Genomic DNA, 25,830 nt, shown 5'->3' on the forward strand with positions numbered 1-25,830 from the left:
GGGGACGTTCCGGTGTCGCCATACCGCGCAGAATGCCGAGGATGGCTCCATGCCGATTCCGGCAGCGGGCCATGGCGTCAGTCCGTGACGTGCAGGCGGATCGTGCCGTCCGTGGCCGTCTCGACCCGCAGCCGGGTCAGGTCGGCCACGTGGACGTCCGGGGAGAAAGCCGCCGCGCGCGGGCCGACGCCCACCACGCGCATTCCGGCCCCGCGGCCCGCCCGTATGCCGGCCTCGGAGTCCTCCAGGACCACGCAGTCCGCAGGGGCGACGCCCAGCTCGGCTGCGCCCTTCAGGAAGCCCTCCGGGTCCGGCTTGCCGGCACCCACCCGCTCCGCGGTCACCCGGACCTCCGGCATCCGCAGCCCGGTCGCGTCCATCCGGACCCGAGCGAGGGCCTCGTCGGCGGAGGTCACCAGGGCGTGCGGCAGGCCGGTGACGGCGGCCATGAAGGCGGGTGCGCCGGGTACCGGTACGACGTCGTCGAGGTCGGCGGCCTCCTCGGCGAGCAGCACCCGGGTCTCCGCGTGGTTCTGCTCCATCGGGCGGTCCGGCAGGAGGGCGGCCATCGCGGCGTGGCCCTGGCGGCCGTGCGCGACCCTCAGCACCTCCTCGGGGTCCAGTCCGTGCCCGGTCGCCCAGCGGCGCCAGCAGCGCTCCACCACGGCGTTCGAGTCGACGAGGGTGCCGTCCATGTCGAGGAGGAGGGCGCGGGCGGTGAGCATGGTGCGGTCTCCAGGAAGCTGGGCACGACGAACGAAGCGGACCGGCTCGCCTGTCGAGGACTGCGAGCAGGGCCGCCCTGTCCTGTGCGGTGGGCGAAGCGGAGGTCGTACAGCCTTCGGCGAGTTCGTTCGGTGGTGGTGCGCGGGTGATGGCCGTAGCCGAGGGGCGAGGGGGCGAGGGGGTGAGGGGACGACCTCACGCTCCTCCGGGCCACCGCCGTCACCGACCGCGGGGACACCACCCACTACGGCCGACCTTCCGTGCTCCTCGGCGCCTCCGCCTACCTCGCCCGCTGGGCGGGGCCGCCCTCGCGGGCCGATTCGGCGGGTACGACGGCCTGTTCGGCGTACCCGCCGGGCCGTCCACCTACGCACCGAGCAAGGTCACGGTCTCCCGCAGGCGCTCGCACGCCCATTCGTATTGCTCGGTGTCGGGGTGTGCCCGGAAGTCCGTCTCGATGATCTGGATCAGGGCGAGGTGGAGGTTGTAGAGCCGCCGGCGGGTTCGTTCCGCGCGGGTGAAGGGGCGGTGGCCGTAGCCGCGGATGAAGGCAGTGGAGTCGCCGTACGCGTTCGACTCGCTGCCGGTGAAGCCGAACTCCATCAGCGGGTCGCCGAAGAACGCCCGCTCGTGGTCGAGGATCGCCACGATCCGGCCGTCGCGCACCATGCAGTTGCCGGGCCACAGGTCCCACTCGACGAACCGGGGCTCGGTCACCCCGTCCAGGGAGTCGGCGTGTGCCGTCACGAGCGCGCGGATCGCGTCGTAGTCGTGGCGCAGGTCGACGCCGCGTCGCTCGCCGTCGCCCAGCAGCTCCTCGACCATCCGCAGAAAGGCCGCGCGCCAGGTGCTGTCGCCCGGTCCGGCCAGCGGGCCGAAGGCGGTGCCCGGGATGCCGTTCAGCTCGCGGGTGACCGCGCCGAGCGCCTCGTCGTAGGCGTCGATCTGCGACGGGGTCAGGGACTCCCTGATGACGTCGAGGTTGTCCGCGTCGACGTACGACATGAAGAAGTAGTCGGCGTCGCACAGCTCACGGCTCCGGTCGGCGAAGTCGACTGTCGGCACGGGAACCTTCGTGTGTTCCCGGATCAGCCGCAGCGCCGCCAGTTCCGTGGCCATGGCGCCGCGCTCGTAGGTCATGACCTCGACGTCCGGCGGCGGCGCGATCTTGAGGACCACCCGTGCGCCGGACCGCAGCCGGATCCGGTAGGCCACGTTGAACCAGCCGTAGCTCAGCTCGTCGACCCAGTCCTCGCCCGCGTCGCAGACCTCGTGCGGCCCGTAGGCGCGGGCGACCATCGCGCGAAGCGCCTCGACGGGCTGCCGGTTCTTGGTGATGCTCTCCATCGGTCCTTCAATCCTCCGCCCGAAGCGTGATCGGACAGTAGCAGCGGGGGTGAGGCGTTCAGGCAAGTGCCTTGTACGGCAGTGCTGTTGCTGGATCGCCGGCGTCGTCGATTGCTAGCGTGGTGATCATCCAGGTGTGTGTTCTGTGTTGTTCGTCCCTGGCTCGATGTCAGGGCGCTGACGGGGAGAACCGTGGACTTCAGTCTGTTCTACTTCGCCGACGACGGGGAAGCCGAGGGCGATCGCTACCGCCTGCTGATGGAGGGCGCCCGCTTCGCGGACGAGCACGGGCTCGCCGCCGTCTGGACGCCCGAGCGGCACTTCCACCGCTTCGGCGGCCTGTTCCCGAACCCGTCCGTGGCGGCCGCGGCGGTGGCCGCCGTGACCTCACGGGTGCAGGTGCGGGCGGGCAGCGTGGTGCTGCCGCTGCACCATCCGGTGCGGGTGGCCGAGGAGTGGGCCATGGTGGACAACCTCTCGCACGGCCGGGCCGGCGTCGCGCTCGCCTCCGGCTGGAATCCGCGGGACTTCCTCTTCGATCCGGACGCGTACGCCGATCGACGGGAGCGCACCGTGGCCGCCGTCGACACCCTGCGCCGGCTCTGGCGAGGCGAGGCCTTCGATGCCGGACCGGAGTACCGGGTCTACCCGCGGCCGGTGCGGGCGGAGATCCCGCTGTGGCTCACCAGCAGTGGCAACCCGGGCACGTTCGAGACCGCCGGGCAGGTCGGCGCAGGTGTGCTGACGAACCTGCTCACGCAGAACATGGAGTCGTTGGCGGTCAACGTCGCCGCGTATCGGCGTGCCTACGCGGCTGCCGGGCGCGAAGGTCACGGGCACGTCGTCCTCATGCTGCACACCTGTCTCGGCGACGAGCTCGCGTCGGTGGAGCGGCTCGTACGCGAACCGCTGCGGCGCTATCTGATGTCCGCGCTGGATCTGAACCTGCGCTCGGGCGAACCGTCCCCGGGCGACGGGGCGGCCCCGAAGCGGACGTCCGAGGAGCGGGCCCGGGCCTGGGCCCGCTCCACGTACGCACCGGCGGCCGTGGACGAGGCCTACCGGCGCTACCTCACCTCGGACGGCCTGTTCGGCGCCGTCTCCGACGCGCTTCCCGTGGTGGAGCGTGCTCGGGAAGCCGGCGTCGACGAGATCGCGTGCCTCATCGACTTCGGCGTCCCGGTCGACGCCGCGCTGAGCGGCCTGACGCGTCTCGACGAACTGCGTGCCGTCGTGGACGGCAGGGACGCTCAGCGGTCCACGGGGGCGAGCAGGCGGTAGTCCTCGCCGAGCCGTTCGATGTCCTCCTCGTCGAAGAAGCCGAGGGACAGTTCGAGGAACCGGCGCGGCGCGTCGCCCGGGTTGTGGACGCGGTGAGCGAGACCGCGCGGAATCCAGATGCGCTCGCCGGCGGCGGCCGTCCACGCGCGGTCGCCGACCTGGACGTCGAGCGGGCCGTCCAGGACGGTCCACCACTCGTCGCGTCGCGCGTGCCGGTGCAGACTGACCTGCCGCCCCGGATCGATGGTGATGAACTTGACGGTCGATGCGGTGTTCAGCGTCAGCCGCTCCTGGACGCCGTAGGGCCGCGGACGGTGGTGGATCTCCGGCTCGATGGTCTGGTGGGGCATGCTCTCAACTCCTAGCTCGTGCTCAACCGGGCGTGGGCGACGCCCTGTTCAGCCTTCCAAGGCCTCGGTGACGAGGAGGTTCTCCAGCGCGGCGAGCGCCGCGGCGGCGGTCGCCGGCGGAATCCGCGTGTCGTCGCAGACCCATTGCAGGATCAGCTCGTGGCCGTCACTGCCGAGGTCGGCGAAGAGGGTGGCGTCGCCCATGTCGCGCCGGCCGACGGTGGTGACGGACGACTCTTCGAGCAGGGCCTTCAGATCCGGCAGCCCGCTCTCCAGGCCCGCCCAGATGCCGCGGTCGCTCCGTACGTCGTTGAAGTAGTACGAGAAGTCGGGCGCGTGTCCCTCGGCCGTGAGACCGGCGAGCGCCTCACGCCACTTGATGCAGTCGTATCGCGCCCGGCTGTACGTGGTGATCGTGCGGGCGTAGGTGTTCTTCGCGTAGGCGGCGAACCCTTCGCCGGGCTGCTCGTGCGGCAGGACGAGCAGCCCGTTCCCGATCGTCTGGCCGATGAAGTCCGTGAGTTTCGGATGCGAGCGGTTGTTGCTGACAAGCAGGAGCGCGGACAGGTCCGCCTCGACGTGCCGGCGGACGGTTCGCGTCAGCGCGGAGACGACGACGCCGCTCGTGCTCACCCCGTACCGCCGGGCGAGCGCTTCGACGGCGACCGCGGCGGCCCGTGACCGGAGGATCGTCACCGAGAACGCGCCCGGCGTCATCGACATCAGGCCGCGGCCGGGCGGCAGCCTCGTGGACGACGCCACCCAGCCGTCGATCACGGCGTCACTTCTGCGGACCTGGTCGGCCGACTGCTCGTAGCCGACCAGGTCCGCGGTCTGCATGCCGAGCGAGGAGGAGGTTGCGCGCCCCTCGACCGCCGCGCGGATCAGCCGGTCCAGCGGACGGTAGGCGCTGCCGTCGAACGCGAGGTGCGACAGCGCCACATCGATCTGCGTGACGATCCCGCCGGCATGCTGCAGTCCCAGACGGATCTGGGGCTCGTCCATGCCGAACGGCCGGCCGGCCAACTCCGCGCAGGCCGGATCCTTCCGCGTGTTGTATCCGTGGCGTACGGGCACCACTTCGGCCGGAGCCTCGGTCACACGGACCTCCACACCGACCTCGCCCCGGAAGACCTGCCGTACGTCCTCCGTGTCGAAGGTCGCGCGGAAGACGTCGAGGGACGACAGCAGCCCCTGGAGACGGCCGAGCGCCTCGGAGACGCGGATGCCGTCCCGCAACGCGGCGATGGGCCAGGAGATGTTGAGACGGTCCGACAGCGGACCGAGTGCGGCCATGCTGTCCCACATGTTCCCCTGTCCCCAGGTGAGGGACATCGGTCCGTTCTCGGGCCCCCGGATGGAGAGGCTGAGCGATTCACTGTCGCCGACGGCCATGAAGTCCCCTCGTTGGAGATGGGTGATCGATACCTGGATCCGTGTGGATGTGGTGGGGTCGCCGCGTACGACCGCCGTACGCCCGGACCGTCATCGGACGGGACGGCCGAACCCCCGGGCGACGATGTCGTCCGGATAGGACGCGGCTCCGTCGGCGGCCGCCCGAAGGCGCTCGTGCATGGCCCGGAGCACCGCCGGATCCCGCTCGTCCAGCCACTCCGACAGGCGCATCCCGAAGCCGAGGGCGCACCAGACCCTCTCGTTGGCGAGCTCCCAGTCGCCCAGCGCCTCCGTGAACAGAACGGGCGTCGCGGCGCTCAGGGAGTCGATGAGCGTGCCCGCGCCCGGCTTGCTGACGACCGCGCGGCTGCGCCGGGTCAGTTCGAACGCGTCGGACCAGTGCTCCCGGGAGCCGAACGAGGGAGCGGCCGTGCCCGGCCCGGGGACCAGGCGCGGAAAGTCCGTTCCCGGGCTGGGCACCCACGCGGGGTCCTGGTGGTACGCGCTCATCCCGGCCGGCGGATCGCTCCACGGCTCCGGCAGGACCAGGCTCACCGACTCTCCCGCCTCGACGAGCCGCGCGGCGGCGGCCGCGTGGGTCCCCATGCCCCAGCCGCCGCCGTGCGCGAGGAAGCCGATCGAGCGCGCCTCCCAGGGCAGCCGCGCCCCGGCCCGCGTCACCGGGATCGCCTGGTTCAACGCGTTGGTCACGGGGTCGAGCAGCCATGTGTGCGTGCTGCCGGTGATCTCCTTCGCGTGGCGGTGGGACGGGGAGGGCACCGCGTCGACGTGGCACACGTCGACACGGACGCCCGGACGTCGCTCGGCGTAGGCGGCGACGATCCCCGTCCAGAAGCCGGAGAAGACGGTGATCGAGCCCGTTCCGGCCGCGTCCCACTCGTCGAAGAGCGCGGCGAGCGTCTCCGGCGGGATCAGCTCCACGTGGTCGGCGGCCAGCGCGTGGGCCGCCTTCGCCAGCCGGAAGTCACGGCTGTACCGGCCCTTCGCGGTCCGGATGCGCTGCCTGATCTCCTCGGGGAAGTACGTCTCCAGGACGTACACCCTGCTCGGCAGCGCCCTGGCCGACAGGGCTCGGTGGAGCATCAGGCCGGGTATGTGCGTCCCCAGGGCGACGCCGGACGTCAGTGCGATGTTCATTGCCCTCGTCAGACCGGGTGGGTTTCCAGCGAGTAGTACCGCGTGCAGGTGGGGCAGATCGGCCACAGCGAGGAGCGCAGATGCTGCCGGATCTTCGTGGCCTGCTCTCCCTGCCAGATGTCCAGCAGCGAGGCCTCGTGGATGTTGCCGAGCGGGATGTCGTAGAACGTGTGGCAGGTCGTGACGTCGCCGCGCGCCGAGATCTCGGCGTAGCGCCACGGCACGGCGCAGCGCTCGTGGAAGTCCTTCATCGCGGTCCAGTCGGCGCGCAGATAGGCGCCGACGGTATCGACCTCGACCGACCCCGGGCGAGAGAAGAACTTCACCCCGGCCCGCTCGCACGCCTCCCGCGCCTCGGTCATCTGCCGTACGAGGTCCTCGACGTCGATCTTCTCGAAGAACCGGGGGCTGCGGATGTAGGCGGCCGAGTGCCGGACCGCGGGAATGCCGAAGTCGTCGCGGGCCACGCGGCTGTAGTGCCGGTGCATCTCGGCCGTCGCGAAGCTCTGTAGTTCGAGGCTCACGGCGCCGAGCTTGCTGAGGTCGATCTCCTTGAAGAACTCCGAGATGTGCGCGGCGTTGTCCGGCGTGACCAGGTAGGTGACGCCTATCTCGGGGAACCTCACGCCACGGCGGCGCTTGAGGTCGTCCACCGCGTCGATGCCGGCCATGGCCTTGTCGAAGACTCCGGCGCCGCGCTGCACGTCGTTGACCTCGCGCGGCCCGTCCACGGAGACCCACACCCTGATGTGCCGGTCGCTCACCAGGCGGTCCGCGTGGCTGCGCAGCGTCGTCCCGTTGGTGGGGAAGACGAGCTGGCTCCCGCCCTCGTGGATGGCGTCGATGACCCGCCAGACGTCCTTGTAGAGCAGCGGCTCCCCACCGAACAGCTCGACGTACGGCTGGACGGGCCGGCACTCCTCCAGGATGCGCAGGACCAGGTCGACGTCGAGTTCGGCGAGGTCCGGCAGGACGTGGAAGGACCCTCCCTCGCCCCACTCGTAACACATGTGGCAGCGCAGATTGCATCGTTCGAGCAGCTGCAGCACCAGCCAGGACGGGCCGTCCTTGGGGGAGCGGACGCGTGCGTGGGACATGAGTTCTTCTCTCCATGGGTGGGTCGTCGGACGGCCGGGGGCCGTCATCGCTCCGGGTCGCCGGCGGGCGATGCGTGGCAGGGGTGGCGCTGGTCCTCCGGGTGGATCCCGCACGCGCACGCGATCCCGATGGCCTCACGCAGCACCTGTGGAATCGGAGGCCCGGACGCTCGCGCCGCGTCGGGCCACCGCGCCTCACGCCGCACGTGCGCCGCGTCGCCGGGCGGATGGAACACGCCGAGGACGAGACGGCCGCGCTCGCCCCGGGTGAGGGTGTTGGCCGTGAGGGGTACGACGCCCGGCCCCTGCCGCCGGTACAGCAGCCCCGCGTCGTCCAGTCTGTCGACGAGGGTGGGGAAGGGGCGAACCCCGGCGTCCAGCCGTACGTTGATGAATTCGAGCGTCGCGTGCAGGCCCAGGCGCGCGGCGTGGCGCGTCAGGGCCAGCGCGACGGTGCCCATCGACACGCGGGCGTTCACCTCCAGGCACGGGACGACCGTCCCGTCCGTCGCGATGAGCCCGTCGATGTCCACCGGGCCGAAATACCCGGCCGCGAAGAGTTCCGCGCACAGGATCCTGCCCGCCTCGTCGATGTGCCCGAACTGCTCCTCGGGGAAGGACTCCGGTGCCACCGGTGACGAGCCCCGGTAGCGGAAGCCGTCGACGTCGTTCTCCAGCAGCCCGGTACTCCGCACGGCGCCGTCCGGCGAGATGTGCCAGTGCGACGAGATGTCCCGCTGCTTCTCGAACAGGGGCTGAACGAGCAGTTCGAGCCGCTTGCCACGGTCGAGCTGCCGGGAGAGGTGACGGGCCACCGAGCGGTACGCGGTCTCCGAGCGGATCGCCAGAGTGCCCTGGCCGGACACGCCGTAGGGGTCCTTGAGCAGTGCCACGGAGCCGGCCTGCGCGACCCGGCGCTCCAGCTCGGCGAGCGAGGCGACGGGCCACGCGGCCCCGGCCCAACCCTGCGCCAGGACCACCTCGTTCGACCAGGTCTTGGAGTTGACCCGCGTCGCGCACTCGGCGGTGGGCGAGGTGTAGGCCAGGTCCAGCGCGGAGGCGAGGTCCTCGTACTCCGGGCGCGCGGCGTACGGCCTCAGGGTCATGCCGGCGACGTGGGGACGGATCGCGTCCGCCCGGTCCAGCGTCCGCGCGACGACATCGTCGCCGGCGCCCTCGGGACGGGGCACCGGGTCCACCGGAAAACCCGCGGCCCGCGTCGCCTCGACGAAGCCGGGTGGCAGCTCGAAGGCCGTGATCAGCCGGTCCCCCTCCTCGCTCAGCGCGGAGAGGACCTCGTCCAGGGCCTGAGCGATGGCGGAGCCGTGAGCGGACCCGACGCGGGGCAACGAGGCGAGGTCGGCGGGCCGCCAGGAGTCCTCCACGCCCACCGGGCCGATGTGCAGGGAGCCCTTCCGTGACCGTACGGCTCGCATCCCTTCCCCGCCCCTCAGCTCTTCGAGGACACGAAGCGGCAGAACGCGTCCACGGACCGGAGGCAGTCCATGTCCATGGACTCGAAGTCCAACTCGACCTGGAGCGTGTCCTCGATCGTGAGCAGGAACTCGATCATCTGCAGGGAGTCGAGGCCGAGATCATGGACGATGTTCGTCTCCGGCTCGATGGAGACCTCGCGTGCCAGAACCTTGCGCAGGCACGTCGATACGGTGCTGAAGATCGGGTCCACGCCCTAAACTCCGTTCAGATAAAGAAGTACGCACTTTGAACACACGGGCATGAGGCCGTGGTGACGCAGGATTTCCCGCACGCGGCGGAAACGCTCGCTGTGCCAGAGATCGAGGACGTCCGTCTCGTGCAGATTTCCCACCACGAACTCGGGGAAGAACTTGCAGGAGCTGACGTTTCCGTCGGCGTGGACCTCCATGCGGTTCGACACCGCGAGACAGCGCCGCCGGCCCTGAGCCGGTTTCGAGGTGCCCCGGATGAAATCGTCCACCTCGTCGGGCCCGACCTGCGGCTGATATCGGATCCGCGCGTTCCAGCGCCGCCCGGCCAGCTTGGCCATCGATTCCCGCAGCGTCGGAATGGCCTCAGGATCGAGGCGGTACGTGTACGAGTGCCATGTCGCGGGCTTGCCCGGCTCAAGCGGATTGAGCCAGGAGAACTCCTCGCGGTAGAGGTCGTCCATCTCGGCGGCGACGTCCTCGTTGATGTACCAGGGGAATTGGAAGTAGACGCTGTCGATGCCCAGTTCCTCGGCCCATTCCATGAACTCGTACATCTGCCCGACGGTCTCGTTGCTGACCATGCATGACAGCGAAATCGTGCCCTTGAAGCGACCGGAGCGCTGAAGGTCGATCATGAACTGGACATTGCGCATCGTCCGGTCGAAACTCCGCGGCCCGCGCAGCGCCTCGTGGTGCTCCTTGAGCCCGTCGAGGCTGACCAGGAGGCTGAGGTACTCCCCGATCCGCAGCAGATCCTCCGCGTGGCGCTGCATGAGCAGGCCGTTCGTGCACATGGTCACGGGGCGCGGGTCGGCGGCCAACTGAGCGGCGAAGTCGCCGAACTTGGAGTACATGAGCGGCTCGCCACCCCAGACGAACAGCTTCGACTTCCGTGCGGAGGTCGCCGAGAGCACCCGCCGCACGATGTCGATGTCGAGCTCGGTCTGCTGCTCGGCGACACTGAACCCCTGGAAGAAGCCCTGATCACTCCACTGATAGCAGTGCAGGCAGCGGAGATTGCACTTGTAGGTGAGCTGGAGGCTTACCTCGTCCGGCACTTCCGACGCGTACTGCGGGTCTTCCTCCAGCGCGTGAAGGGTCTTCGACCGGACCGCGACCGTCCTGCGGAGGTCGAGGAACTCGCGGTCGTCGAGGTTGCGTGACGTCTGGGGGCCGGAATTCGCCTTGCCGGGTTCTTCCATGCTGCGACCTACTCTTCCCTGCGCTTTTTGACCGCCGCCGCATGCATTCCCCAGTGGGCGACGTCGATGAAGTGGGATGTGCTCTGCCTGGATTGAGCCGTGGCCGTGGCCGGGGCCTCCGAGATCCGAAGTCTGGACGACGCCCCGTCAGGCGTCAATGAACACCAGATTCGGCGCACTGTCATCCGTCGTGTGAGGCCTTGTGCAGGTCTTGTGCAGCCTTGGACAGCCCTGTTCAGCAGGGAAGTTGTCCGAAGCCCGCACGGTGGTCGAACCGATCAGACGCGTGCTTTCCTGCTGGGCGTGAAAAGCATCAAGAAGAACAGGAATGCGCCGACGGACGCTCCGGCTCCGGCCGAGGACGCCGTGACCCGGATGGCGACCCGCCCCGTGGGCCGGCTGCTGTGGGAGAACTGCGTCCAGACCATCGCCTCCGTCGGCATGTTCGGCCTCTACGCCCTGACGAACGCCTGGTTCGTCGGCCACGGGGTCGGTGACCAGGCGATGGCCGCGGTCAACCTCGTCGCCCCGCTCCTGCTCCTGCTCGGAGCCGTGTCCACCACCGTGGGCGCGGGCGGCGCCACGCTGGTCTCCCGTGCCCTGGGCGCCGGTGACGAGCGCACGGCCGGCCGCGCGGCGGGCAACGCCTTCACCCTCTTCTGGGTCACCGCCGCCGTGACCACTGTGGCCGGGCTGGTCTTCATCGACCCGTTCCTCGACATGCTGGGCGCGCGCGGCCCCCTGCACGAGTACGCCCGGCAGTACGCAGTCGTCCTGCTGTGCGGGTCAGTGGCCTACACCGGGTTCTCCAGCCTGGTGCGCGCCGAGGGCCGGGTCGGGTTCTCCACCCGGATGTGGATCGGCGCCATCGTGGTGCAGATCGTCCTCGACCCGCTGCTGATCTTCGTCTTCGACCTCGGCGTGAGCGGAGCCGCCCTGGGCACCGTCGGCGGGCAGACCGTGTCCGCCGCGATGAGCTGGTGGTTCTTCTTCCTGCGGCGCGAGCGCCCGTACCGCGTCCGCCTCGCCGACCTGCGCCCGCACGCCGCGACCCTGCGCCCTCTGGTGGGCATCGGGCTGCCGTCCTTCCTGGCCAACATCGGCCTCACCGTGCTCGCCGTCCTGGTCAACGACACCCTGGCGGTGACCGGGGGAGCGGTCGCGCTGACCGCGTACGCCATCTGCGCCCGCCTGCAGACCTTCGCGGTGATGCCGCACACGGGCATCAGCCAGGGGCTCCAGCCCATCGTCGGCTACAACGCCGGGCGCGGACTGACCGCGAGAGTCGCGCGGACCAGGACGCTCGCGCTGCGTGCCTCGCTCGTCTACGGCGCGGTCACCGCACTTCTGCTGACGGTTCTCTCCGGACCGCTCGTCGGCCTCTTCGTCAGCGGCGGCGAGGCCGCCGAGGAGGCCAGGTTCGCGCTGTGCGTCATCGCGGTCGGCGGGATCGTCATCGGTATAGCCCCGATGACCGAGGCCTATTTCCAGGCCTTGGGACGCCCGCTGCCCGCGTACATGCTGACCATCGGCTCCCTGCTCCTGCTGAAGGCGCCGCTCGTCGTGGCATGCGGCCACATCTGGGGGGCGCACGGCGTGTGGTTCGGCCTCGCCGCCGGCGAATACGCCACCGCGGCGAGCGCGCTGGTGCTGTTGCACCGGATCGCCCGCGGCGATGCGACGAGGCCGGCGGGCGTGAAGGCCTAGTGATGCGGTTGTGAGGTCGTGGGTCGCCACGTGAGGCGTCTGCTGCTTCGGATTGCGGTGTCCGCCTGCGGCAGGCCGCCGGTTCACGCTGTCCTGTGCGCGCGGGCCGATACCCGGCTGGAACCTGTCGTGCTGTCGCAGGCCGAGCGGCTGACGCTGGAGAACTGGGCCAAGCGCCGCTTGACCGCCCAGGGGCCTGCCGTTCGCGCATGCATCGTGCCGGCGTGCGCGAACGGCCGGAACAACACCGAGGTCGCCGAGCGGCTCGATGTCGGCAGAGGAACCGTGCGCCGGTGACGGACCCGGTTCCTACGCGACCGCGTGGAGTTCCCCACGGTGGCCGAGGGGTTCCGCTCAGCCGAGGCTGTCGACTGGGTCCCGCTCCAGCTTTTCGAGCCGCTGGGCGAGCTGCCCCCACGCCTGGGCGCACTCCCGCGCAAGCAGCGCGACGTTCTGAGAGCAGTGGCTCGGCACCTCGGGCGCGATCTGCGCGACGGAGGAGTGCATGCTGAGCAGCCGGAGCAACTGCCGCCCGTTCCTCGTGTACCGCAGCGAGGGGTCGCGCGTGAGCTGCTGCCAGGAGGAGGCCACGTCGACGTTCGGGCCGGCGCCGTTCACGGCGGTCGCTTCGGGAACGGCGGCGCCTTCGGGACCGGCGGTCCTTTCGAGGTCGGGGGTGCCTTCAGGATCGTCGGACCAGTTCGTATCGGTCGCCTTTCCCGTCCGGCGGGTCGGGACCGGGGAGTCGCCGAGCCGCACGCGGCGTCGCACGTCGGCGACGGTGCCGAGGGAGAGCCCCGTGTCCCTCGCGAGCTCGCGAAGGGTGGCGTCCGGCCGCTCCGCCATGAGTTCCGCCGCCTTCAGGCGCCCCTCCGCGGTGCTGGCCGGCCGCACTCGACCGTCCCTGCCCAGGCGGCCGTTCGACTGCGCGATCTGCGCAGTCGAACGGCGCACGGCGGCGACGGTGTTGGCCGAGACGCCCACGACCGTGGCGATCGCCCGGTCTGACCAGCCTGGGCACAGGTCGAGCAGCCGACCGGCCGCGGCACGCCGGTCCGCGGCGGTGAGCGGCAGGCCGTGCGCGTTGTTGGCCCGCACCGAGAGGATGTACGCCGCTTCCGGACCGCCGTCGAACAGCTTGGCCTGGATGCTCTTCTCCCCTCGGAGCACCGCAGCCTTCAGCCGATGCATGCCGTCGATCACTCGCATCGTGTCCTTGTGTACGACGATGGGGGGCATGCCCAGTTCGGAATCGGCGAGCAATCTGACGTGCCCGTCGCTGATGCCGCCGAGCCGGATCAGGTCGGCGGGAAGAAGCTGATCGATTTCCACCGTGGTGACCTGGCCGATGAAGTCGCCCCCGGGGACCGCGCCGTTCTTTCTGGAAACGGAAAACACTGACACCATCGCACCTCTCGATCCGTGATGGCACGCGATCTGACGTATTGCGCGGCCGGCCCGAAGGGAGGGCGCACCGCTTCCGGGGCAGCATCGGTGGTGCCCCGGAAGCGCGCTTTCGGTCGCGGACGCCGCCGGTACCCGACATCACCCCGCGTTTTCCGGCAGGCGCCGATGAACGTGGGGGCACCAGGCGATGTTTACGCTAACACGGGCATGGCTGCGGAGGGTTGTGTTCCGTGAGGAGGTGTACGGACCCGGGTTCCCGCGCCCCCGGTGAGGCGCCTGGTCGCACGGTGCGGATGAGGAAGTCGCGGTGAGGAAGGGTGAGTCGCACAGTGCGGACGAACGAACAGAGCGGTGAGACCCGTGCACCGCGTGGATACGATGGCGATATCGGCCGGGCGATACTCTCCCGCCTCGGGCGTCGTCGCCGAATTCGATGGGCGGCGGAGCGGGCCGTACACGCGGGAATGAGCGAACGCCGAATGCGGCCGCGAATGCGTCGACAATGTCGTGGAATTCACGAGGGGTTGGTGTCATGTCACTTCCACCGCCGTCTCCGCGGGGGACCGCCCTGATCACCGGAGCGTCATCGGGTATCGGCGCGGCCCTGGCGCGCGCGCTCGCGTCGCGCGGCCACGGCACCACGCTGGTGGCGCGCGACGGGGACCGGTTGCGGCGCATCGCGGAAGAGCTCCGGGGGCACGGTGCCCGCGTCGAGACCGTCGAGGCCGATCTCACCAGCCGGGCGGAGCGTGCGGAGCTCCGGGCGCGCGTCGAGCGGACCGGGTCCACCGTCCACATCCTGATCAACGCGGCCGGTGCGGCCACCCGCGGCAGCATCGCGGAGTGCGACCTCGAAGCGGAGCTCGGTCACATGGAGCTGAACGTGGTCAGCGTCGTGGATCTGTGCCGCACGTTCGTCGACGGCATGATCGCCCGGAACTCCGGCGCGATTCTCAACATCGCCTCGACCGCCGCTTTCAAGCCGATGGGCGGACAGGGCACGTACACGGCATCGAAGGCCTTCGTGCTGTCCTTCACCCGCACGCTCAGGCTCGAACTCCGGGAGACGCCGGTGACCGTGACCGCGCTGTGCCCCGGCCCGGTCCAGACCGACTTCGACCGGCGCGCGGGATTCACCGCAGAGGAGATCGGCGCGATCCCGTCGGTCATGTGGAAGTCCGCGGACGAGGTGGCGGCCATCGCGGTGGACGCACTGGAACGCGGAGCGGAACTGTGCATACCGGGCCGGGCGAACATGGTCGACGCGACGATGGCGCTGCTGAAGGCGAAGCAGCAGGCGTCGCAGGCGGTCAGCCGCTGATCTGCTCGGGGAGGTCTCCTGGAGCCGGGCTTCAGGAGACCCCCCCAGGGCGGGTCCTCGGGAGGCTCCGCCCCGTGTCACGCCCGCCGGCCCGGTCAGGGGCCGGTGTGCGCTTCCGCTCGCGCGAGGCTGGTTCGGGCGGCGGCCACGACCCGGTCCACGGTGAGGCCGAACTTCTCGTAGAGGACTTCGTAGGGCGCGCTGGCGCCGTAGTGCGACAGAGCGACGATCTCCCCGTGCTCGCCGACGAATTCACGCCACCCTTGGGCGATCCCGGCCTCCACCGACACGCGGGCCCCGACCTCCGGCGGCAGGACGCGGCGACGGTAGGCCGTGTCCTGCTCGGCGAACCACTCCACGCAGGGCATCGACACCACCCGGGTCGCGATCCCCTCCGCTTCGAGGAGCTCCGCCGCCCGCACCGCGAGCTGCACCTCGGATCCGGTGCCGATCAGAACGACCCGGGGCGTCGGAGCCGAGGATTCGACGAGCACGTAGGCACCCCTGGCGACCTCCGCGACCGCAGCGGTTTCGGGGGTCTGCGCGGTCTCCGAGGCGTCGGCTACGGTCGACCGGACCAGCACCGGCAGATCCTGCCGCGACAGGAGCAGGCCGGCGGGACGGTCGCCGTGTCCGAGGATGGTGCGCCACGCGGCCACGGTCTCGTTCGCGTCGGCCGGCCGCACCACGTCGAGCCCGGGTATCGCGCGCAGCGCGGCGAGGTGCTCGACGGGTTGGTGCGTCGGGCCGTCCTCGCCGAGACCGATCGAGTCGTGCGACCAGACGTACGTCACCGGCAACCCCATCAGGGCCGCGAGCCGCACCGCCGGGCGCATGTAGTCCGAGAAGACGAGGAACGTTCCCCCGTAGGGCCGGAACCCGTACAGCGCGAAGCCGTTGAGGATCGCGCCCATGGCGTGCTCGCGGACTCCGAAGTGCAGGTTGCGGCCGTAGGGCGAACCACCCCTGGACTCGGGCAGGAAGCTGTCCGCGCCGTGGATCACCGTGCAGTTGTTCCCGCCGAGGTCGGCGGAACCGCCCCACAGCTCGGGCAGCGACCCGGCGACCGCGTTCAGGACCGCGCCGGACGCCGCGCGGGTCGCCGACCGCGTACCGGCGGGAAAGGCGGGGAGTCCGGAGTCCCACCCGTCCGGCAGGCCGCGGCTCCGCATGCGGTCGAGAAGCTCCGCGGCCCGAGGATCGCCGGCGCGCCACTTGTCGAACCGGTCGTCCCAGTCGGCGCGGTCCTCCCGGCGCCGCTCCGCGCCCTCACGGGTGTGGCGGAGCACTTCGTCGGGGATGTGGAGGGTCCGGTCCTCGGGGAGTCCGAGCAGACGCTTGGTCGCCGCCACCTCGTCGACGCCCAGCGGCCCGCCGTGCGAGGCAGCGGTGCCCCGGGCGTGGGGCGCGGGCCAGGCGATGACGGATTCGACCGCGATGATCGAGGGACGGTCGGTCTCGTCGCGGGCCGCGGTCAGCACGCCGTGCAGCGCCGCGATGTCGTTGATGTCCCGGACGCGCTGGGTGTGCCAGCCGTAGGCGTCGTACCGGGCGAGCACGTCCTCGCTGAACGCCAGACCGGTGTCGCCCTCGGTGGAGATGTGGTTGTCGTCGTAGAGGAGGACGAGGTTGCCGAGCCCCTGGTGGCCAGCGAGGGAGGACGCCTCGCTGGTCAGCCCCTCCTGCAGATCGCCGTCCGAGGCGATGACCCAGACGGTGTGGTCGAAGACGGATCCGCCGGGCGGGGTGTCCGGATCGAAGAGGCCGCGCTGCTTCCGTGCCGCCATCGCCATGCCGACCGCCGTCGCGAGGCCCTGGCCGAGGGGTCCGGTCGTCATCTCGACGCCGGGTGTGCGGCCGTACTCCGGGTGCGAGGGGGTCGGTGAACCCCACTGCCGCAGGCGCGCGAGGTCCTCGACGGAGAGCTCGTACCCCGAGAGGACCAGCTGGACGTAGAGCGCGAGGCTGGCGTGTCCGCACGACAGGACGAACCGGTCGCGGCCGATCCAGGTCGGGTCCTCCGGGTCGTGCCGCATGAGGCGCTGGAAGAGCAGGTAGGTGGCCGGGGCGAGCGCCATCGCGGCGCCGGAGTGGCCGCCGCCGGCCTGCTGGACGGCGTCGGCGACGAGGGTCCGGCTGACCGCGATCGCCTTGTCATCGAGATCGGACCATTCGAGGGCGGTCTTGGCGCTCACCGTGCTGGTTCCTTTTCGTTCGTGTTCACGATCTTTCGGATCTCGGCCAGCTCGCCGCGGACCAGATGATCCAGCAGACGCCTCTCCGCCGCGGGCAGGGCCCTCACGATCCCGGGCGGCACCCGCTCGACGAACGAGCGCGCCAGCGACAGCGCCTCGTCGAGGACGCGCTCGTCATGCAGCCTCAGGCCGTCGAGCGCGTCCAGGATGTCGCCGCGGCACATGTCGTCCGCGTACGGGGGGACGAGGTCCTCGGCCAGCCCCGCGATGACCTCGAAGGTGTCGACCACCATCCGCATGCAGGCGGCGAGGTTCGCGGGTTCGTCGCGCCGCTGGGTGATGGAGGAAGCGCCGGCCTCGCGGATGCGCCAGTGGTAGACGACCTCCGAAAGGACGTCGACCGCCGAGGCCTCGATGTGCGCGCGCATCATGACCGGTGCGTCCTCGTACGCCGGCAGCGAGAAGACCAGCTCCCGCGAGGTCCAGAACGAGCGCCGGAACACCTTGTTCCACACCATCCGGTCGCGTACCAGTTCGGTGTGGCGGCGGATGTGGGTGCGGCGGCGATCCTGCCCGAACACGTCCCGGTATCCGGGGTGGGGGCGCACGCCGGTGCTGTCGATCCGCCGTACGTCGCCGGTCGAGAAGTCGGATCCGGAGGTTTCGAGCGAGGCGATGTGGGCGGCGTACGCGCCGGGCGGAACGACATCGTCGCCGTCGCAGAAGGCGAGGTAGGTCCCGCGCGCCGCCCGCACACCGGTGTTGCGGGCGGCGCTCAGGCCGGAGTTGCGTTGATGGAGGACCTGCACCCGCGAGTCCTTGCTCGCCCACGCATCGGCGATCGGACGGCTGCCGTCCGCCGAGCCGTCGTCGACGACGATGATCTCGGTGTCGGTGAGCCGCTGGCCGACCAGCGAATCGAGACAGGCGGAGAGGTACAGCTCGACATCGAATATGGGTACGACGATGCTCAGCATCGGTGGCATGGTGGTTCTGGTCCTTCCTCAGCGGTGCCGCGACGGCGGAGCGCTTTCGGAAGGGTACGAGGCGTCCGGCGTGTTCAATGCCGGTGATCGTTCAGGAAGCGGCGCGAGCTGAAGGACCGTCCAGGTCGACGGCCAGGCAACAGCGCGGCGGGCCTCGTCCGTCTCGGCCCGGACACTGTTCCGTTCGGCGCGCCGGTCTGGGACCACGCCGATGCGCACGTTCCGCGCGTGCCGGGCCAAGGGGATTCCGCTGGCGGCGCGACCTGCCGGACGGTCAGTCCCGTACGGCGGTGAAAAGCACTGGCGTGCGGATGCCGATGTGGGCGGCGGAGTCTGCCACGGTCGCCGCGAGCCAGCCGACCGCGTCACAGGACCACTCCGCCAACTCGCCGGAGAGTGTCACTCCGTGCTTGGGCGGACCGTTCCAGAAGCGGTCGTCGAACGGCGGCGTCGGAAAGCCTTCGGAGGGGAAACGCTCCTCGATCCCACCCGCGAACACGTGCTGGTCCGGAGGGACGACGCGGCGGGCGAGCTGCGGCGCAAGCATGGGGATCGACGGGTCGAGGCCGCCGTCGATGCGGACCTTCACCGACACCCGCGCCCGAGGGTCGCACTCGCCGAACCAGTCTGGTGTCCGCATGGAGGGCACCATCGCGTACGGCGGGCGAGCCGAGGCGTCGATGCCCTGCACGGGCAGAAGAACCTGGACCGCGGTGAGGCGCACGGCGCCGATCCGCTCTGTCGTCTCCTGCACGCAGCGCAGGAACGGCTGCACGGGAAGCGGCCTGTCGTCGGCCGACGCGCTTGCCTCGACCTGGAACCACGAGATCAGGTTCGCCCCTGGAGCGGCAAGGGAGTGGTTCCAACCCGCGTCGTTCATGGCCCACAGCCCTGGTGCGGCGAGGGTGTGCCCGCCGGAGGTGTTCCCTTGCTCGGTGCCGGCCCGGTCGTCGAGCCAGCCCATTGCGAGCGATCGCTGAAGGAACAACCGGTACGCGTCGTGCTCCGAGGCGGGATCGTGCCACGCGTGTGGGACCCGCTCTCCGTAGAGCGCGGCGAACATGGTTCCCGCGGTGGGGCGAGCGGTGGGCGCGACGCCCGGCTGCGCGGTGGCATCCTGCTCCGGCATGTCGCTCTCCCCGCAGTCTGACTCGACCGCCTGCCCCTGAAGCTGGCGGACCACGCCTCTCAGTACACCCGGCAGTTCACTTCGGCCTGGTTCATCGGTTTCTCTCCGGTGTCGATCTCGCCGATCACATCGACGTCCACGTGATGGCGTCACGACGTGCGCCGGGCGCCGGGTGTCGCGGCAGTCACGGCGGGCCCCTGTGCGCGGGACGCTCCCGCCACCGGGCTGGAGCGTCTTCGTCTCCATCGAAACGACAGCAGCTACTGGAGGGTGAGCCGCCCTGGACGTCCCCCTGACCCGCAGCGTCTTTCGTGCGACCGTCTCCCATGGCGCGACGCGAAGGGAGACGGCTTGGTTCCGGGGCCAGGTGGACGTCGGGGTCCGTCAGGCGAGGCGGATCGTCAGGCGCCTCACGACCTTCGGGTCCGTGTCGATCGTCTCGGAGTGGACCGAGCCGCGCGCCTTCTCGTACTTGCCGGTGCCGCCGTTGATCGCGGCGTCGAAGGGACCCTGGTCGATGTAGTTGAAGTACACCCCTTGCGTGGTGAGCTGCCCGCCCGGGAGGACGTAGGTCACGAGGCACTGCTCCGCCTCATCGTCGCCGCCCCGGGTGGTGGTGCAGGTGCCGTGGGTCTCGCCGACCTTGTTGTGCGCCTCGTCGAAGAGGTCCGAGCGGACGACGACCCGATCGCCCTGCGAGACAGCGCCGGGGGTGACGGGGAAGCGGCTCAGCTGCTGTGCCTCGGCCAGAAACGTGAGGGTCCGGGTCTTGCCTTCGGCCCGGGCGGAGCCGGCGTCCGTCGCGCCGGCTGTGACGGGGGTGAAGGCGAGGAGGGTGACCAGCGTGGCCGTGCCGAGGCCGGCCGCTCTGATGGGGCGCATCGTGCGACTCCAGACGTTGATGTTCGGGAATTGGCCGGATGGCGAATCTTCATCCGATTCCGTTCGATTCCCTTCATAACCCCGACTCCGCTGCCACGCGGAGCACCCCGGTGCGAACCACCGGCACATCCAGCCGGTCGGACCACAGTCGGCGGTGACGTCCAGGGAGCGAGGGATGTCGTTCTGGCGGCCGGCGTCGACCGAGACCGCGGCACGGTCGTCGCCGGCCTGACCCTGCCCTGGAGCTCCGGAGTCGTCGAGGGACACGTCAGTCGGATCAAGACGCTCAAGCGCCGGACGTTCGGCGCCGGGCCGGCTTCGTGAATACGCGCCCTGCCAACTGGCGCCTCAAATGGGGATGCGAAGCGTCGTGAGGCGTACGCCAATGACGAGGGCGCCGCAGCATCCCCGGTGGCGGTCACGGCGCGGTCGAACCGTCAGGAGGCCGACCAGGACTCGGCGACCTGGATGCGCCCGCTCCGAACGCCACCTGCCGCTACCTCGGTGAATGGGTTGCCACCAAGCTCCGCTGGGCCTGGGCGCGGACCAGGTCGAGATCGACAGCATCAAGGTCTATGCTGTCGGACCTTGCGACCTCCGGGTTGTCCACGACACCCCCGCCCCGTAGTTCCCCTGCCGCTGTGCGGGCCCCGCCCGGGCGGCTCTCGGTCCCGTCAGACCGGTGTGGCTTCGGAGCGTGGTGGCCCGGGGGCGGTTGCCGCCGAGGCGGTCCTGTCCGAAGGCTTGGTCGTCAGCGTGCTGTCGATGGTGTGGCAGGGTGGTGGCATGTGGGCCTCCGGGGCCCGTGAACGTGAGAGAGGTATGCCGTGAACGAGGCTGAGCTCAGGGTGCTGTTCGACGAGATCGACACGGATGGCGACGGGCGCATCAATATCGTCGAGTTGGCGGAGGGCTTCAAGGCCGAGGGCGCCCATGGGCACCTCGCGGAAGAAGTCAAGAAGGCCATGACGGCCGACGCGAACCACGACGGGGTCCTCGACTTCGACGAGTTCCGCACCCTGCTGAAGTAGCGTCAGGCCTGGCCGCGCGGGCGTCTGAGTCCTCCTCCGGGCGCCCCGCACCCCTGCGCCGGGTCGACCGTGGCCCCGGCGCACGGGCGGGCCCCGAAGCAGCCCAGCGCTCCTCCACGCCGTTGCTCTCGTTCCGGCCGTGCCTCCGCTTGTGTCCCGGCCAGGCCGCTCCCTCGGTGTCGGTCGCGGCCTGGAAACTGACGTTGGACGGTCCCAGTGGGTGAGGGCCCAACGCCTGTCTCCGTGGGCGCGGGGCCCTCACCATGTCCACGGGGTCGGTCGGCATCCTGCCGTGCTGGAGGGCGTGCTCGAGGGCCCTGTCCTCGGCGGCGGACGCACGGGACGGCCGGGTTTCGCTCATGGATTCGCTCACGGTTCGAACGGCGCGGACTCCGCCGTTCCACCCATATCGAACGCCCTGATAGGGCGGTGTGCCCCGTTCGGCGCGCAGGCAGGTCGGGGTGCCGGTGGCGGCCGGAAGACAGCGGACCGCACGGCAGGGGTCTTGCCAGGGGCTGGGGCCTCTGACAGTGCTCCGGCGCGCCCCGCGCTCACCGGGGCAGACGTTTGCGTTCCACACTGCCTGCGCGTGGGTGATCGAACGCGCGGTGGCCACGGCTCAGGCACGGCCGACGGGCGTCCATCCGGCCAGTAAGCAAGGACCAGTCTCCAGCAGTCGCACGCGTGCGGCTACGTCGGCGAGTGGCCGAGCGGCATGCCAAAGTTCGCGAACAGACTCCGCGCAGAGGTCCAGGTCAGCTTCCCGTCCTGGTACATCCGCCCGCAGGCCCACGAACAGCGGCGCCATGCGTTCGGCACAGGCAGCGACATACAGGCGGACCACTTCGTCGTGCCCGTCACGGAGCGTCTCCGTGACGGTTCCCTCGACCGGTGTCCCCACGGCCACCCTCATCCCGTTCGAACAGATCGACAGGCTGATGAACTTGAACCTGTGGTGGCGGCCGTCTCCAGGTCATGACCGAAGATCTGGGTGGATGACTGAGCCCTACCAGGCCGGGCGTGGATCCTGGCGCTCGGTGGAGAAGCCGGGCGGAACGGTCGATTCCGTTCGCCAGAGCAGACCCGGGTCGGGTGGGGAGTCCTTGGTGGCCGGCGCTGGAGGGTGCAGACGCCTGTGGCCGGGAAGTGGCACCTCGGTCAGCACGCCGTCTTGGATCATCCACAGCCCGAAGCAGTCGTCCTCCTCGTCATGGACGAGTACCTGCACGCTCGCCGGGTTCGGCCATGCGAGGGACTCCAGGTGTCGAAACAGGCCGGATCGCGGATGTACACGGTTGAACTCGATCACCCACCCGTCGACCGTGTGGAGCTGCTCGAAGCGGCCTTGCCACTCGCGCGAGTCGTCCGGTCGTGTCAGAGGATCCATCACCTCGTCCGCGAACGGCGCCAGCACGATGACCTCAGCGATTCTGCTCCTTGCCGAAGTATCCACGCAGTCGGCGGGCCGGCGGCAATCGAATTCCAAGGGACGGCCAAGGCCACGGCATCTTCTTGCCGATCACGTACGGAGAGGCAGACGGGCGCCGGCGAGGCAGCCGTCGATGACCTCTGGTCGATGCGGGGGTGATCCAGCCTCGAGCTGGTGCCCGGTGGTGTCACGCATCTGCTCCCCGTGCCCCGCGGGGATGGCCCCTGGGCGATCCTGCCGGTGAACGGGTCCCACATCTGCTCCCCGCGTCCGTGGGAATGGTCCTCACGACGGGTGGGTCGACGGTGAGTGTCCCGACTCACCGAAGGTTGGTCAGTCTCACCGAACCTCGACCACTCGGCTGTTGTCTCATCGAACGTCGACCGCCGCAGGTCAAGGGCCTGTCCCCCCCCCGGGCCAGGCCGACGCTACGTGGCTGGCTGACGCGCTGGCACCTACGGTTCCCGCCCTCGAGAAGGTACGGCTCGCCGTGGCCTTACGAACTCCTCCGCAAGGTCCTACCTTTGAGACATGGCGACGCAGCAGCCCGGCCCGCTGGCGGAAGTTGTGGTACCCGTGACAGCGGGGTGGCGGCTGCTGTTCGTGCCCAACCGGGCCCGTGAGCTGGCCGGCGCGCTCGGCGCGAGTGTCATGGTCCCGCCGGTGGTCGCAGCCCCACTTCTGCTGCCCGCTCTGGCGGTCGCCGTGATCACGGGGAGCTCACTCGTCTGGGGCGGCTTCTGGGTCCTGCTGGCGCTCACGGTCGTCGCAGTGATCGTGCTCACCGTGGCCGCGACGTACTTCACGGCCACCATGTCGGTGCGGTGGGTCGAGCTCCGCCCCCTGGGATCTCCGGCCCAGGTCGTGATCGCCCGCTTTCTGCATTCATCGACCATGGCGATGGCCGATCTGCAGCGAGTCGTCGTCATCGAGCGACTCAGCCTGGGGCAGCGACAGTCGATCAAGGTGGTGCTGCATACCCGCAGCCAGACGGTGGAGTGCGAAGCAGCGACGTCCGCACCGCTCTTTCGGGTCGACGCACAGGCGCTGACCAGCTGGTTGACCGAGCAACTCGGCCGGGCCCATGTGGCGGTGGAGCATCAGAGGGAAGTCAAGCGCGACTTCCTGCGTCCGGACGAGTGGTGGACTCCGTCCCACACCGCCGAGCTGTGGGGGGTATCCGTCGGCGAGGTCGACGGCATTGCCGCTCGGCGCGGCGTCGAAACCTACGGGTACACGCCCCGGGCCGCCGCGATGTACAGCCCTGGCACTTCGGTCACCGTCTACGACCCGGGCCGGGCCTACGAGGTCGCCGAAGAACTCCGCGCGGAACGAGCCGCCGGCCAGGCCGCTGACCGCACGGCAGCCCCCGGCCCGTCCGAGGACGACGCAACGGATTCTCGCTGACTCGGAGACTGCACTCCACGAGCGGGCGGATGGCATCGCCTGCGTGGTGGCGAAACCCGTCGGAGCCAACCCGAAATCGCCTCCGTGAGGCCGCAGCGGCTCGGCGACGGGGTCCGTGCCGCCGCCGACGCGGCAACCACGCCGGCCGCACGGCTCGTCCTGGCCCTTGCCGCCGTCCACCCCAGTCCGGCCGAAGGCAGTGCGTGAATTCCAGCTCGACGACGGGGACCTGGGCAATCGCTGCCGAGCGGTCAAAGCCCGATGAGACAGACAGCCGAGTGGTCAAGGTTCGGTGACACTGACCGACCTTCAGCGAGACGAGACAGTGAGTAGGGCACCTGTTCCCTACGTCCACGGGGATGGTTCCCTACTTGATTACGGCGTCATCACCGGCTGCTCCCCGTCTGCGCGGTGATGGTCCCGACACCGAGCTCCGCAAGAGCAGCACGACGCACTGCTTCCCGCGTGTGGGGTTGTTCGGGCTCGGCTACTTGGGTCGCGGTTTTGTGCCGGCGGGGGAGGGGCGGGTATTTCGTCTGTTTCGGTGAAAGTCGTTCGGGAGCGGGCTGGCGTCGGGTAGTACTGCTCGTCAGGAAGTCTGCTCCCCGCCCGCGTGGGGATCGGGCCTGTCCTCTCACCAGCCGCATCGCGGCCGCGGCGACTTGCTTCCTGCGCCGTGGGGATGGCCCGTTGCGGTCGGTGAGTGTGGGGGAGGCCGTCGTGGTTGCTCACCACCGAACTCGCCACGGTGCTCACCACGGGTGGTTTCCTGGGCCCCGGAGGGTGGTTTGTCTGTTTCGGTGGAAGTTGCTGGGGAGCGTACTGGCGTCGGGTAGAACTGCAGGTCAGGAAGACTGCTTCCCGTATGCGCGGGGATGTTCGCCTGATGGGGTCCCGGGCCCTGGTCCACAAGGGGTTCGCGGAACTCGGGGTCGAGCGGGTCACCGAATACACCATGGTTGTCAACGCCCGCTCCCGTCGCGTCATGGAGAAGTCGGGCCTGTCCTTCGTCCTGAAGTTCACCGGGGACTGGCCGGAGGTGATCGAGGGCTCCGAGCACGGTGAAGCCGAGTCCGAACTCACCCGGACCGAGTGGGTGCAGCCTCGATGGACATCAACGGCCCAATCCACAACTCTTGACAATTATTCGTGTCGTACCGGAACGGGTCGTGCAGCCAGGGAGGCGTCAGTGAGCCTCTTTCATCCTGTGCTGGAGGGTGAAAAGAGCTGGTCAGCGAGGGTGGTGACGAGGCAGGGAACCTGGTCGTTGGCGTGGTGATCTCACTCAACACGCTGGCGACCGAAGGGGCCCTGATAGTTCCGTATCCTGCCATGCTCGATGTCCCGCACGAGCTGGTTGAGCATGCTTCCTGGCTGCTGTACGAGCACCGCCGGGCCCGCAACACGCGGTGGCGCAGGCTCGGCTGCTTCCAGCAGGCACTCCTCACGCTGGTCCATCTGCGGAAGAACGAGACGTTCTCGCAGCTCGGAGCAAGTTTCGGGATATCGCAGGCCACCGCCTGGCGGTACGTCGACGAGACCCTGGACGTCCTGGTCGGCTGGGCGTCTGGCCTCTACGGAGCGCTCACCGGCCTTGGTGAAGGGGACCACGTCATCATTGACGGCACCCTGATCCCCATCGACCGGATTGCTCCGGACGAGCCGTACTACTCGATGAAGCACCGCAAGCACGGTATGAACGTACAGGTCATCGCCCGTCCCGACGACACACCGCTGTGGTTCTCGCGTCCGACACCCGGCCGGACCCACGACCTGACCGCGGCCCGGTCCCACGGCATCGTCCAGGCCTGCCTCACCCGGCAGATCCTCGTCCTCGCCGACCGCGCCTACCAGAGCGCCGGCGCCACCTTCCGAACCGCGTACTACCACCACCGCGAACAGCCGGAGCAATAGCAGCAGTTCAACCGAGACCACGCACGGCTGAGAGCTCCCGGGGAACGGGCCTTCGCCCAGCTGAAGTCCTGGCGGATCCTCCGGCGAGCCCGATGCTCCACCCGCCGCATCAGCACCATCGTCCAAGCCGTACACACCCTGCTGACCTGCAGCTCTTCAGGATGAAAGAGGCTCAGTA

The 25,830-nt window shown here is 69.8% G+C and carries 21 protein-coding genes and 3 pseudogenes; 9 read left to right on the forward strand and 15 right to left on the reverse strand.

The genetic code is table 11. From position 1 onward, the window contains the following. Positions 1-77 precede the first annotated feature (77 nt). Both AB0E19_RS23925 and AB0E19_RS23930 read right to left on the reverse strand, forming a co-directional pair. Positions 78-725, reverse strand: coding sequence for an HAD-IA family hydrolase (locus AB0E19_RS23925; protein WP_362183743.1), 648 nt, complete (start codon positions 723-725; stop codon positions 78-80). Between the two features lie 367 nt (positions 726-1,092). Continuing rightward, positions 1,093-2,073, reverse strand: coding sequence for an aminoglycoside phosphotransferase family protein (locus AB0E19_RS23930; protein WP_362183746.1), 981 nt, complete (start codon positions 2,071-2,073; stop codon positions 1,093-1,095). Between the two features lie 192 nt (positions 2,074-2,265). Here AB0E19_RS23930 and AB0E19_RS23935 point away from each other — a divergent pair, with 192 nt between their 5' ends. Continuing rightward, entirely contained in the window at positions 2,266-3,354 is a 1,089-nt protein-coding gene (locus AB0E19_RS23935; protein ID WP_362183749.1) for a MupA/Atu3671 family FMN-dependent luciferase-like monooxygenase, read from the forward strand. Here AB0E19_RS23935 and AB0E19_RS23940 read toward each other — a convergent pair. The 7 genes from AB0E19_RS23940 to AB0E19_RS23970 form a co-directional block, all read right to left on the reverse strand. Further along, positions 3,324-3,704: a phosphomannose isomerase type II C-terminal cupin domain gene (locus AB0E19_RS23940; protein ID WP_362183752.1), complete on the reverse strand. Its 381-nt coding sequence runs from the start codon at positions 3,702-3,704 to the stop codon at positions 3,324-3,326. The two genes, AB0E19_RS23935 and AB0E19_RS23940, sit on opposite strands and share 31 nt — an antisense overlap. 48 nt (positions 3,705-3,752) lie before the next feature. Then, positions 3,753-5,099: a hypothetical protein gene (locus tag AB0E19_RS23945; RefSeq protein ID WP_362183755.1), complete on the reverse strand. Its 1,347-nt coding sequence runs from the start codon at positions 5,097-5,099 to the stop codon at positions 3,753-3,755. Positions 5,100-5,189: 90 nt separating this feature from the next. Beyond that, on the reverse strand, positions 5,190-6,257 hold the full coding sequence (locus AB0E19_RS23950; protein ID WP_362183758.1) for a hypothetical protein: 1,068 nt from the start codon (positions 6,255-6,257) through the stop codon (positions 5,190-5,192). Between the two features lie 8 nt (positions 6,258-6,265). Beyond that, on the reverse strand, positions 6,266-7,354 hold the full coding sequence (locus tag AB0E19_RS23955) for an SPASM domain-containing protein (RefSeq protein ID WP_362183761.1): 1,089 nt from the start codon (positions 7,352-7,354) through the stop codon (positions 6,266-6,268). 44 nt (positions 7,355-7,398) lie between these two features. Further along, a complete protein-coding gene (locus tag AB0E19_RS23960; RefSeq protein ID WP_362183764.1) occupies positions 7,399-8,790 on the reverse strand; it encodes a hypothetical protein in 1,392 nt (463 codons plus the stop codon). A 14-nt stretch (positions 8,791-8,804) separates the two neighbouring features. Further along, the gene (locus AB0E19_RS23965) at positions 8,805-9,041 is read right to left on the reverse strand and encodes an acyl carrier protein (protein WP_362183767.1); all 237 of its coding nucleotides are present in this window, start codon (positions 9,039-9,041) and stop codon (positions 8,805-8,807) included. 3 nt (positions 9,042-9,044) lie between these two features. Next, positions 9,045-10,244: a radical SAM protein gene (locus AB0E19_RS23970; RefSeq protein ID WP_362183770.1), complete on the reverse strand. Its 1,200-nt coding sequence runs from the start codon at positions 10,242-10,244 to the stop codon at positions 9,045-9,047. Positions 10,245-10,547: 303 nt separating this feature from the next. On the opposite strand from AB0E19_RS23970, the gene AB0E19_RS23975 reads away from it, so the two are divergent. After that, positions 10,548-11,951, forward strand: a complete 1,404-nt coding sequence (locus AB0E19_RS23975; RefSeq protein ID WP_362183773.1) for an MATE family efflux transporter — start codon at positions 10,548-10,550, stop codon at positions 11,949-11,951. A 30-nt stretch (positions 11,952-11,981) separates the two neighbouring features. Next, on the forward strand, positions 11,982-12,248 hold the full coding sequence (locus AB0E19_RS23980) for a hypothetical protein (protein WP_362183776.1): 267 nt from the start codon (positions 11,982-11,984) through the stop codon (positions 12,246-12,248). Positions 12,249-12,305: 57 nt separating this feature from the next. Here the strand turns inward: AB0E19_RS23980 and AB0E19_RS23985 are convergent, their stop codons facing one another. Further along, positions 12,306-13,358, reverse strand: a complete 1,053-nt coding sequence (locus AB0E19_RS23985) for a ParB/RepB/Spo0J family partition protein (RefSeq protein WP_362183779.1) — start codon at positions 13,356-13,358, stop codon at positions 12,306-12,308. Between the two features lie 532 nt (positions 13,359-13,890). Between AB0E19_RS23985 and AB0E19_RS23990 the strand changes: the two genes are divergently transcribed. Then, on the forward strand, positions 13,891-14,679 hold the full coding sequence (locus AB0E19_RS23990; protein ID WP_362183782.1) for an SDR family NAD(P)-dependent oxidoreductase: 789 nt from the start codon (positions 13,891-13,893) through the stop codon (positions 14,677-14,679). Between the two features lie 95 nt (positions 14,680-14,774). On the opposite strand, the gene tkt is transcribed toward AB0E19_RS23990, so the two are convergent. From tkt to AB0E19_RS24010, 4 genes are all read right to left on the reverse strand, one after another. After that, positions 14,775-16,874, reverse strand: coding sequence for a transketolase (gene tkt, locus AB0E19_RS23995; RefSeq protein WP_362183785.1), 2,100 nt, complete (start codon positions 16,872-16,874; stop codon positions 14,775-14,777). Beyond that, positions 16,871-17,851 (reverse strand): glycosyltransferase, encoded by a 981-nt coding sequence (locus tag AB0E19_RS24000; protein WP_362183788.1) that lies wholly within the window; start codon positions 17,849-17,851, stop codon positions 16,871-16,873. The genes tkt and AB0E19_RS24000 overlap by 4 nt, the downstream gene beginning before the upstream one ends. 283 nt (positions 17,852-18,134) lie before the next feature. Beyond that, positions 18,135-18,989: a hypothetical protein gene (locus tag AB0E19_RS24005; RefSeq protein WP_362183791.1), complete on the reverse strand. Its 855-nt coding sequence runs from the start codon at positions 18,987-18,989 to the stop codon at positions 18,135-18,137. A 384-nt stretch (positions 18,990-19,373) separates the two neighbouring features. Then, positions 19,374-19,871 carry a hypothetical protein gene (locus AB0E19_RS24010; RefSeq protein WP_362183794.1) on the reverse strand — a complete coding sequence of 166 codons (498 nt, stop codon included), beginning with the start codon at positions 19,869-19,871 and terminating at the stop codon, positions 19,374-19,376. A gap of 339 nt (positions 19,872-20,210) precedes the next feature. Between AB0E19_RS24010 and AB0E19_RS24015 the strand changes: the two are divergent. Further along, positions 20,211-20,499: pseudogene (locus AB0E19_RS24015) on the forward strand (HNH endonuclease); the annotation flags it as partial. A gap of 199 nt (positions 20,500-20,698) precedes the next feature. Continuing rightward, positions 20,699-20,902 (forward strand): EF-hand domain-containing protein, encoded by a 204-nt coding sequence (locus tag AB0E19_RS24020; protein WP_362183797.1) that lies wholly within the window; start codon positions 20,699-20,701, stop codon positions 20,900-20,902. 1,006 nt (positions 20,903-21,908) lie between these two features. Here AB0E19_RS24020 and AB0E19_RS24025 read toward each other — a convergent pair. Beyond that, positions 21,909-22,316, reverse strand: coding sequence for a hypothetical protein (locus AB0E19_RS24025; RefSeq protein ID WP_362183800.1), 408 nt, complete (start codon positions 22,314-22,316; stop codon positions 21,909-21,911). Positions 22,317-22,862: 546 nt separating this feature from the next. On the opposite strand from AB0E19_RS24025, the gene AB0E19_RS24030 reads away from it, so the two are divergent. The 3 genes and pseudogenes from AB0E19_RS24030 (at position 22,863) to AB0E19_RS24040 (ending at position 25,817) form a co-directional block, all read left to right on the forward strand. Further along, on the forward strand, positions 22,863-23,738 hold the full coding sequence (locus AB0E19_RS24030; RefSeq protein WP_362183803.1) for a hypothetical protein: 876 nt from the start codon (positions 22,863-22,865) through the stop codon (positions 23,736-23,738). A gap of 889 nt (positions 23,739-24,627) precedes the next feature. Then, a pseudogene (locus tag AB0E19_RS24035) lies at positions 24,628-24,834 on the forward strand (GNAT family protein); the annotation flags it as partial. A gap of 176 nt (positions 24,835-25,010) precedes the next feature. Next, positions 25,011-25,817 (forward strand): annotated as a pseudogene (locus AB0E19_RS24040) (transposase family protein). Positions 25,818-25,830: the final 13 nt, after the last annotated feature.

The organism is Streptomyces sp. NPDC047974 (assembly GCF_040653375.1).
Lineage (GTDB): Bacteria > Actinomycetota > Actinomycetes > Streptomycetales > Streptomycetaceae > Streptomyces.

Excerpts from the sequence above, each read along its gene's own strand:
- AB0E19_RS23925 (WP_362183743.1), bottom strand. The coding sequence starts at position 725 with ATGCTCACCGCCCGCGCCCTCCTCCTCGACATGGACGGCACCCTCGTC.
- AB0E19_RS23930 (WP_362183746.1), bottom strand. The coding sequence starts at position 2,073 with ATGGAGAGCATCACCAAGAACCGGCAGCCCGTCGAGGCGCTTCGCGCG.
- AB0E19_RS23940 (WP_362183752.1), bottom strand. The coding sequence starts at position 3,704 with ATGCCCCACCAGACCATCGAGCCGGAGATCCACCACCGTCCGCGGCCC.
- AB0E19_RS23945 (WP_362183755.1), bottom strand. The coding sequence starts at position 5,099 with ATGGCCGTCGGCGACAGTGAATCGCTCAGCCTCTCCATCCGGGGGCCC.
- AB0E19_RS23950 (WP_362183758.1), bottom strand. The coding sequence starts at position 6,257 with ATGAACATCGCACTGACGTCCGGCGTCGCCCTGGGGACGCACATACCC.
- AB0E19_RS23955 (WP_362183761.1), bottom strand. The coding sequence starts at position 7,354 with ATGTCCCACGCACGCGTCCGCTCCCCCAAGGACGGCCCGTCCTGGCTG.
- AB0E19_RS23960 (WP_362183764.1), bottom strand. The coding sequence starts at position 8,790 with ATGCGAGCCGTACGGTCACGGAAGGGCTCCCTGCACATCGGCCCGGTG.
- AB0E19_RS23970 (WP_362183770.1), bottom strand. The coding sequence starts at position 10,244 with ATGGAAGAACCCGGCAAGGCGAATTCCGGCCCCCAGACGTCACGCAAC.
- AB0E19_RS23985 (WP_362183779.1), bottom strand. The coding sequence starts at position 13,358 with ATGGTGTCAGTGTTTTCCGTTTCCAGAAAGAACGGCGCGGTCCCCGGG.
- AB0E19_RS23990 (WP_362183782.1), top strand. The coding sequence starts at position 13,891 with ATGTCACTTCCACCGCCGTCTCCGCGGGGGACCGCCCTGATCACCGGA.
- AB0E19_RS24000 (WP_362183788.1), bottom strand. The coding sequence starts at position 17,851 with ATGCTGAGCATCGTCGTACCCATATTCGATGTCGAGCTGTACCTCTCC.
- AB0E19_RS24005 (WP_362183791.1), bottom strand. The coding sequence starts at position 18,989 with ATGCCGGAGCAGGATGCCACCGCGCAGCCGGGCGTCGCGCCCACCGCT.
- AB0E19_RS24010 (WP_362183794.1), bottom strand. The coding sequence starts at position 19,871 with ATGCGCCCCATCAGAGCGGCCGGCCTCGGCACGGCCACGCTGGTCACC.
- AB0E19_RS24030 (WP_362183803.1), top strand. The coding sequence starts at position 22,863 with ATGGCGACGCAGCAGCCCGGCCCGCTGGCGGAAGTTGTGGTACCCGTG.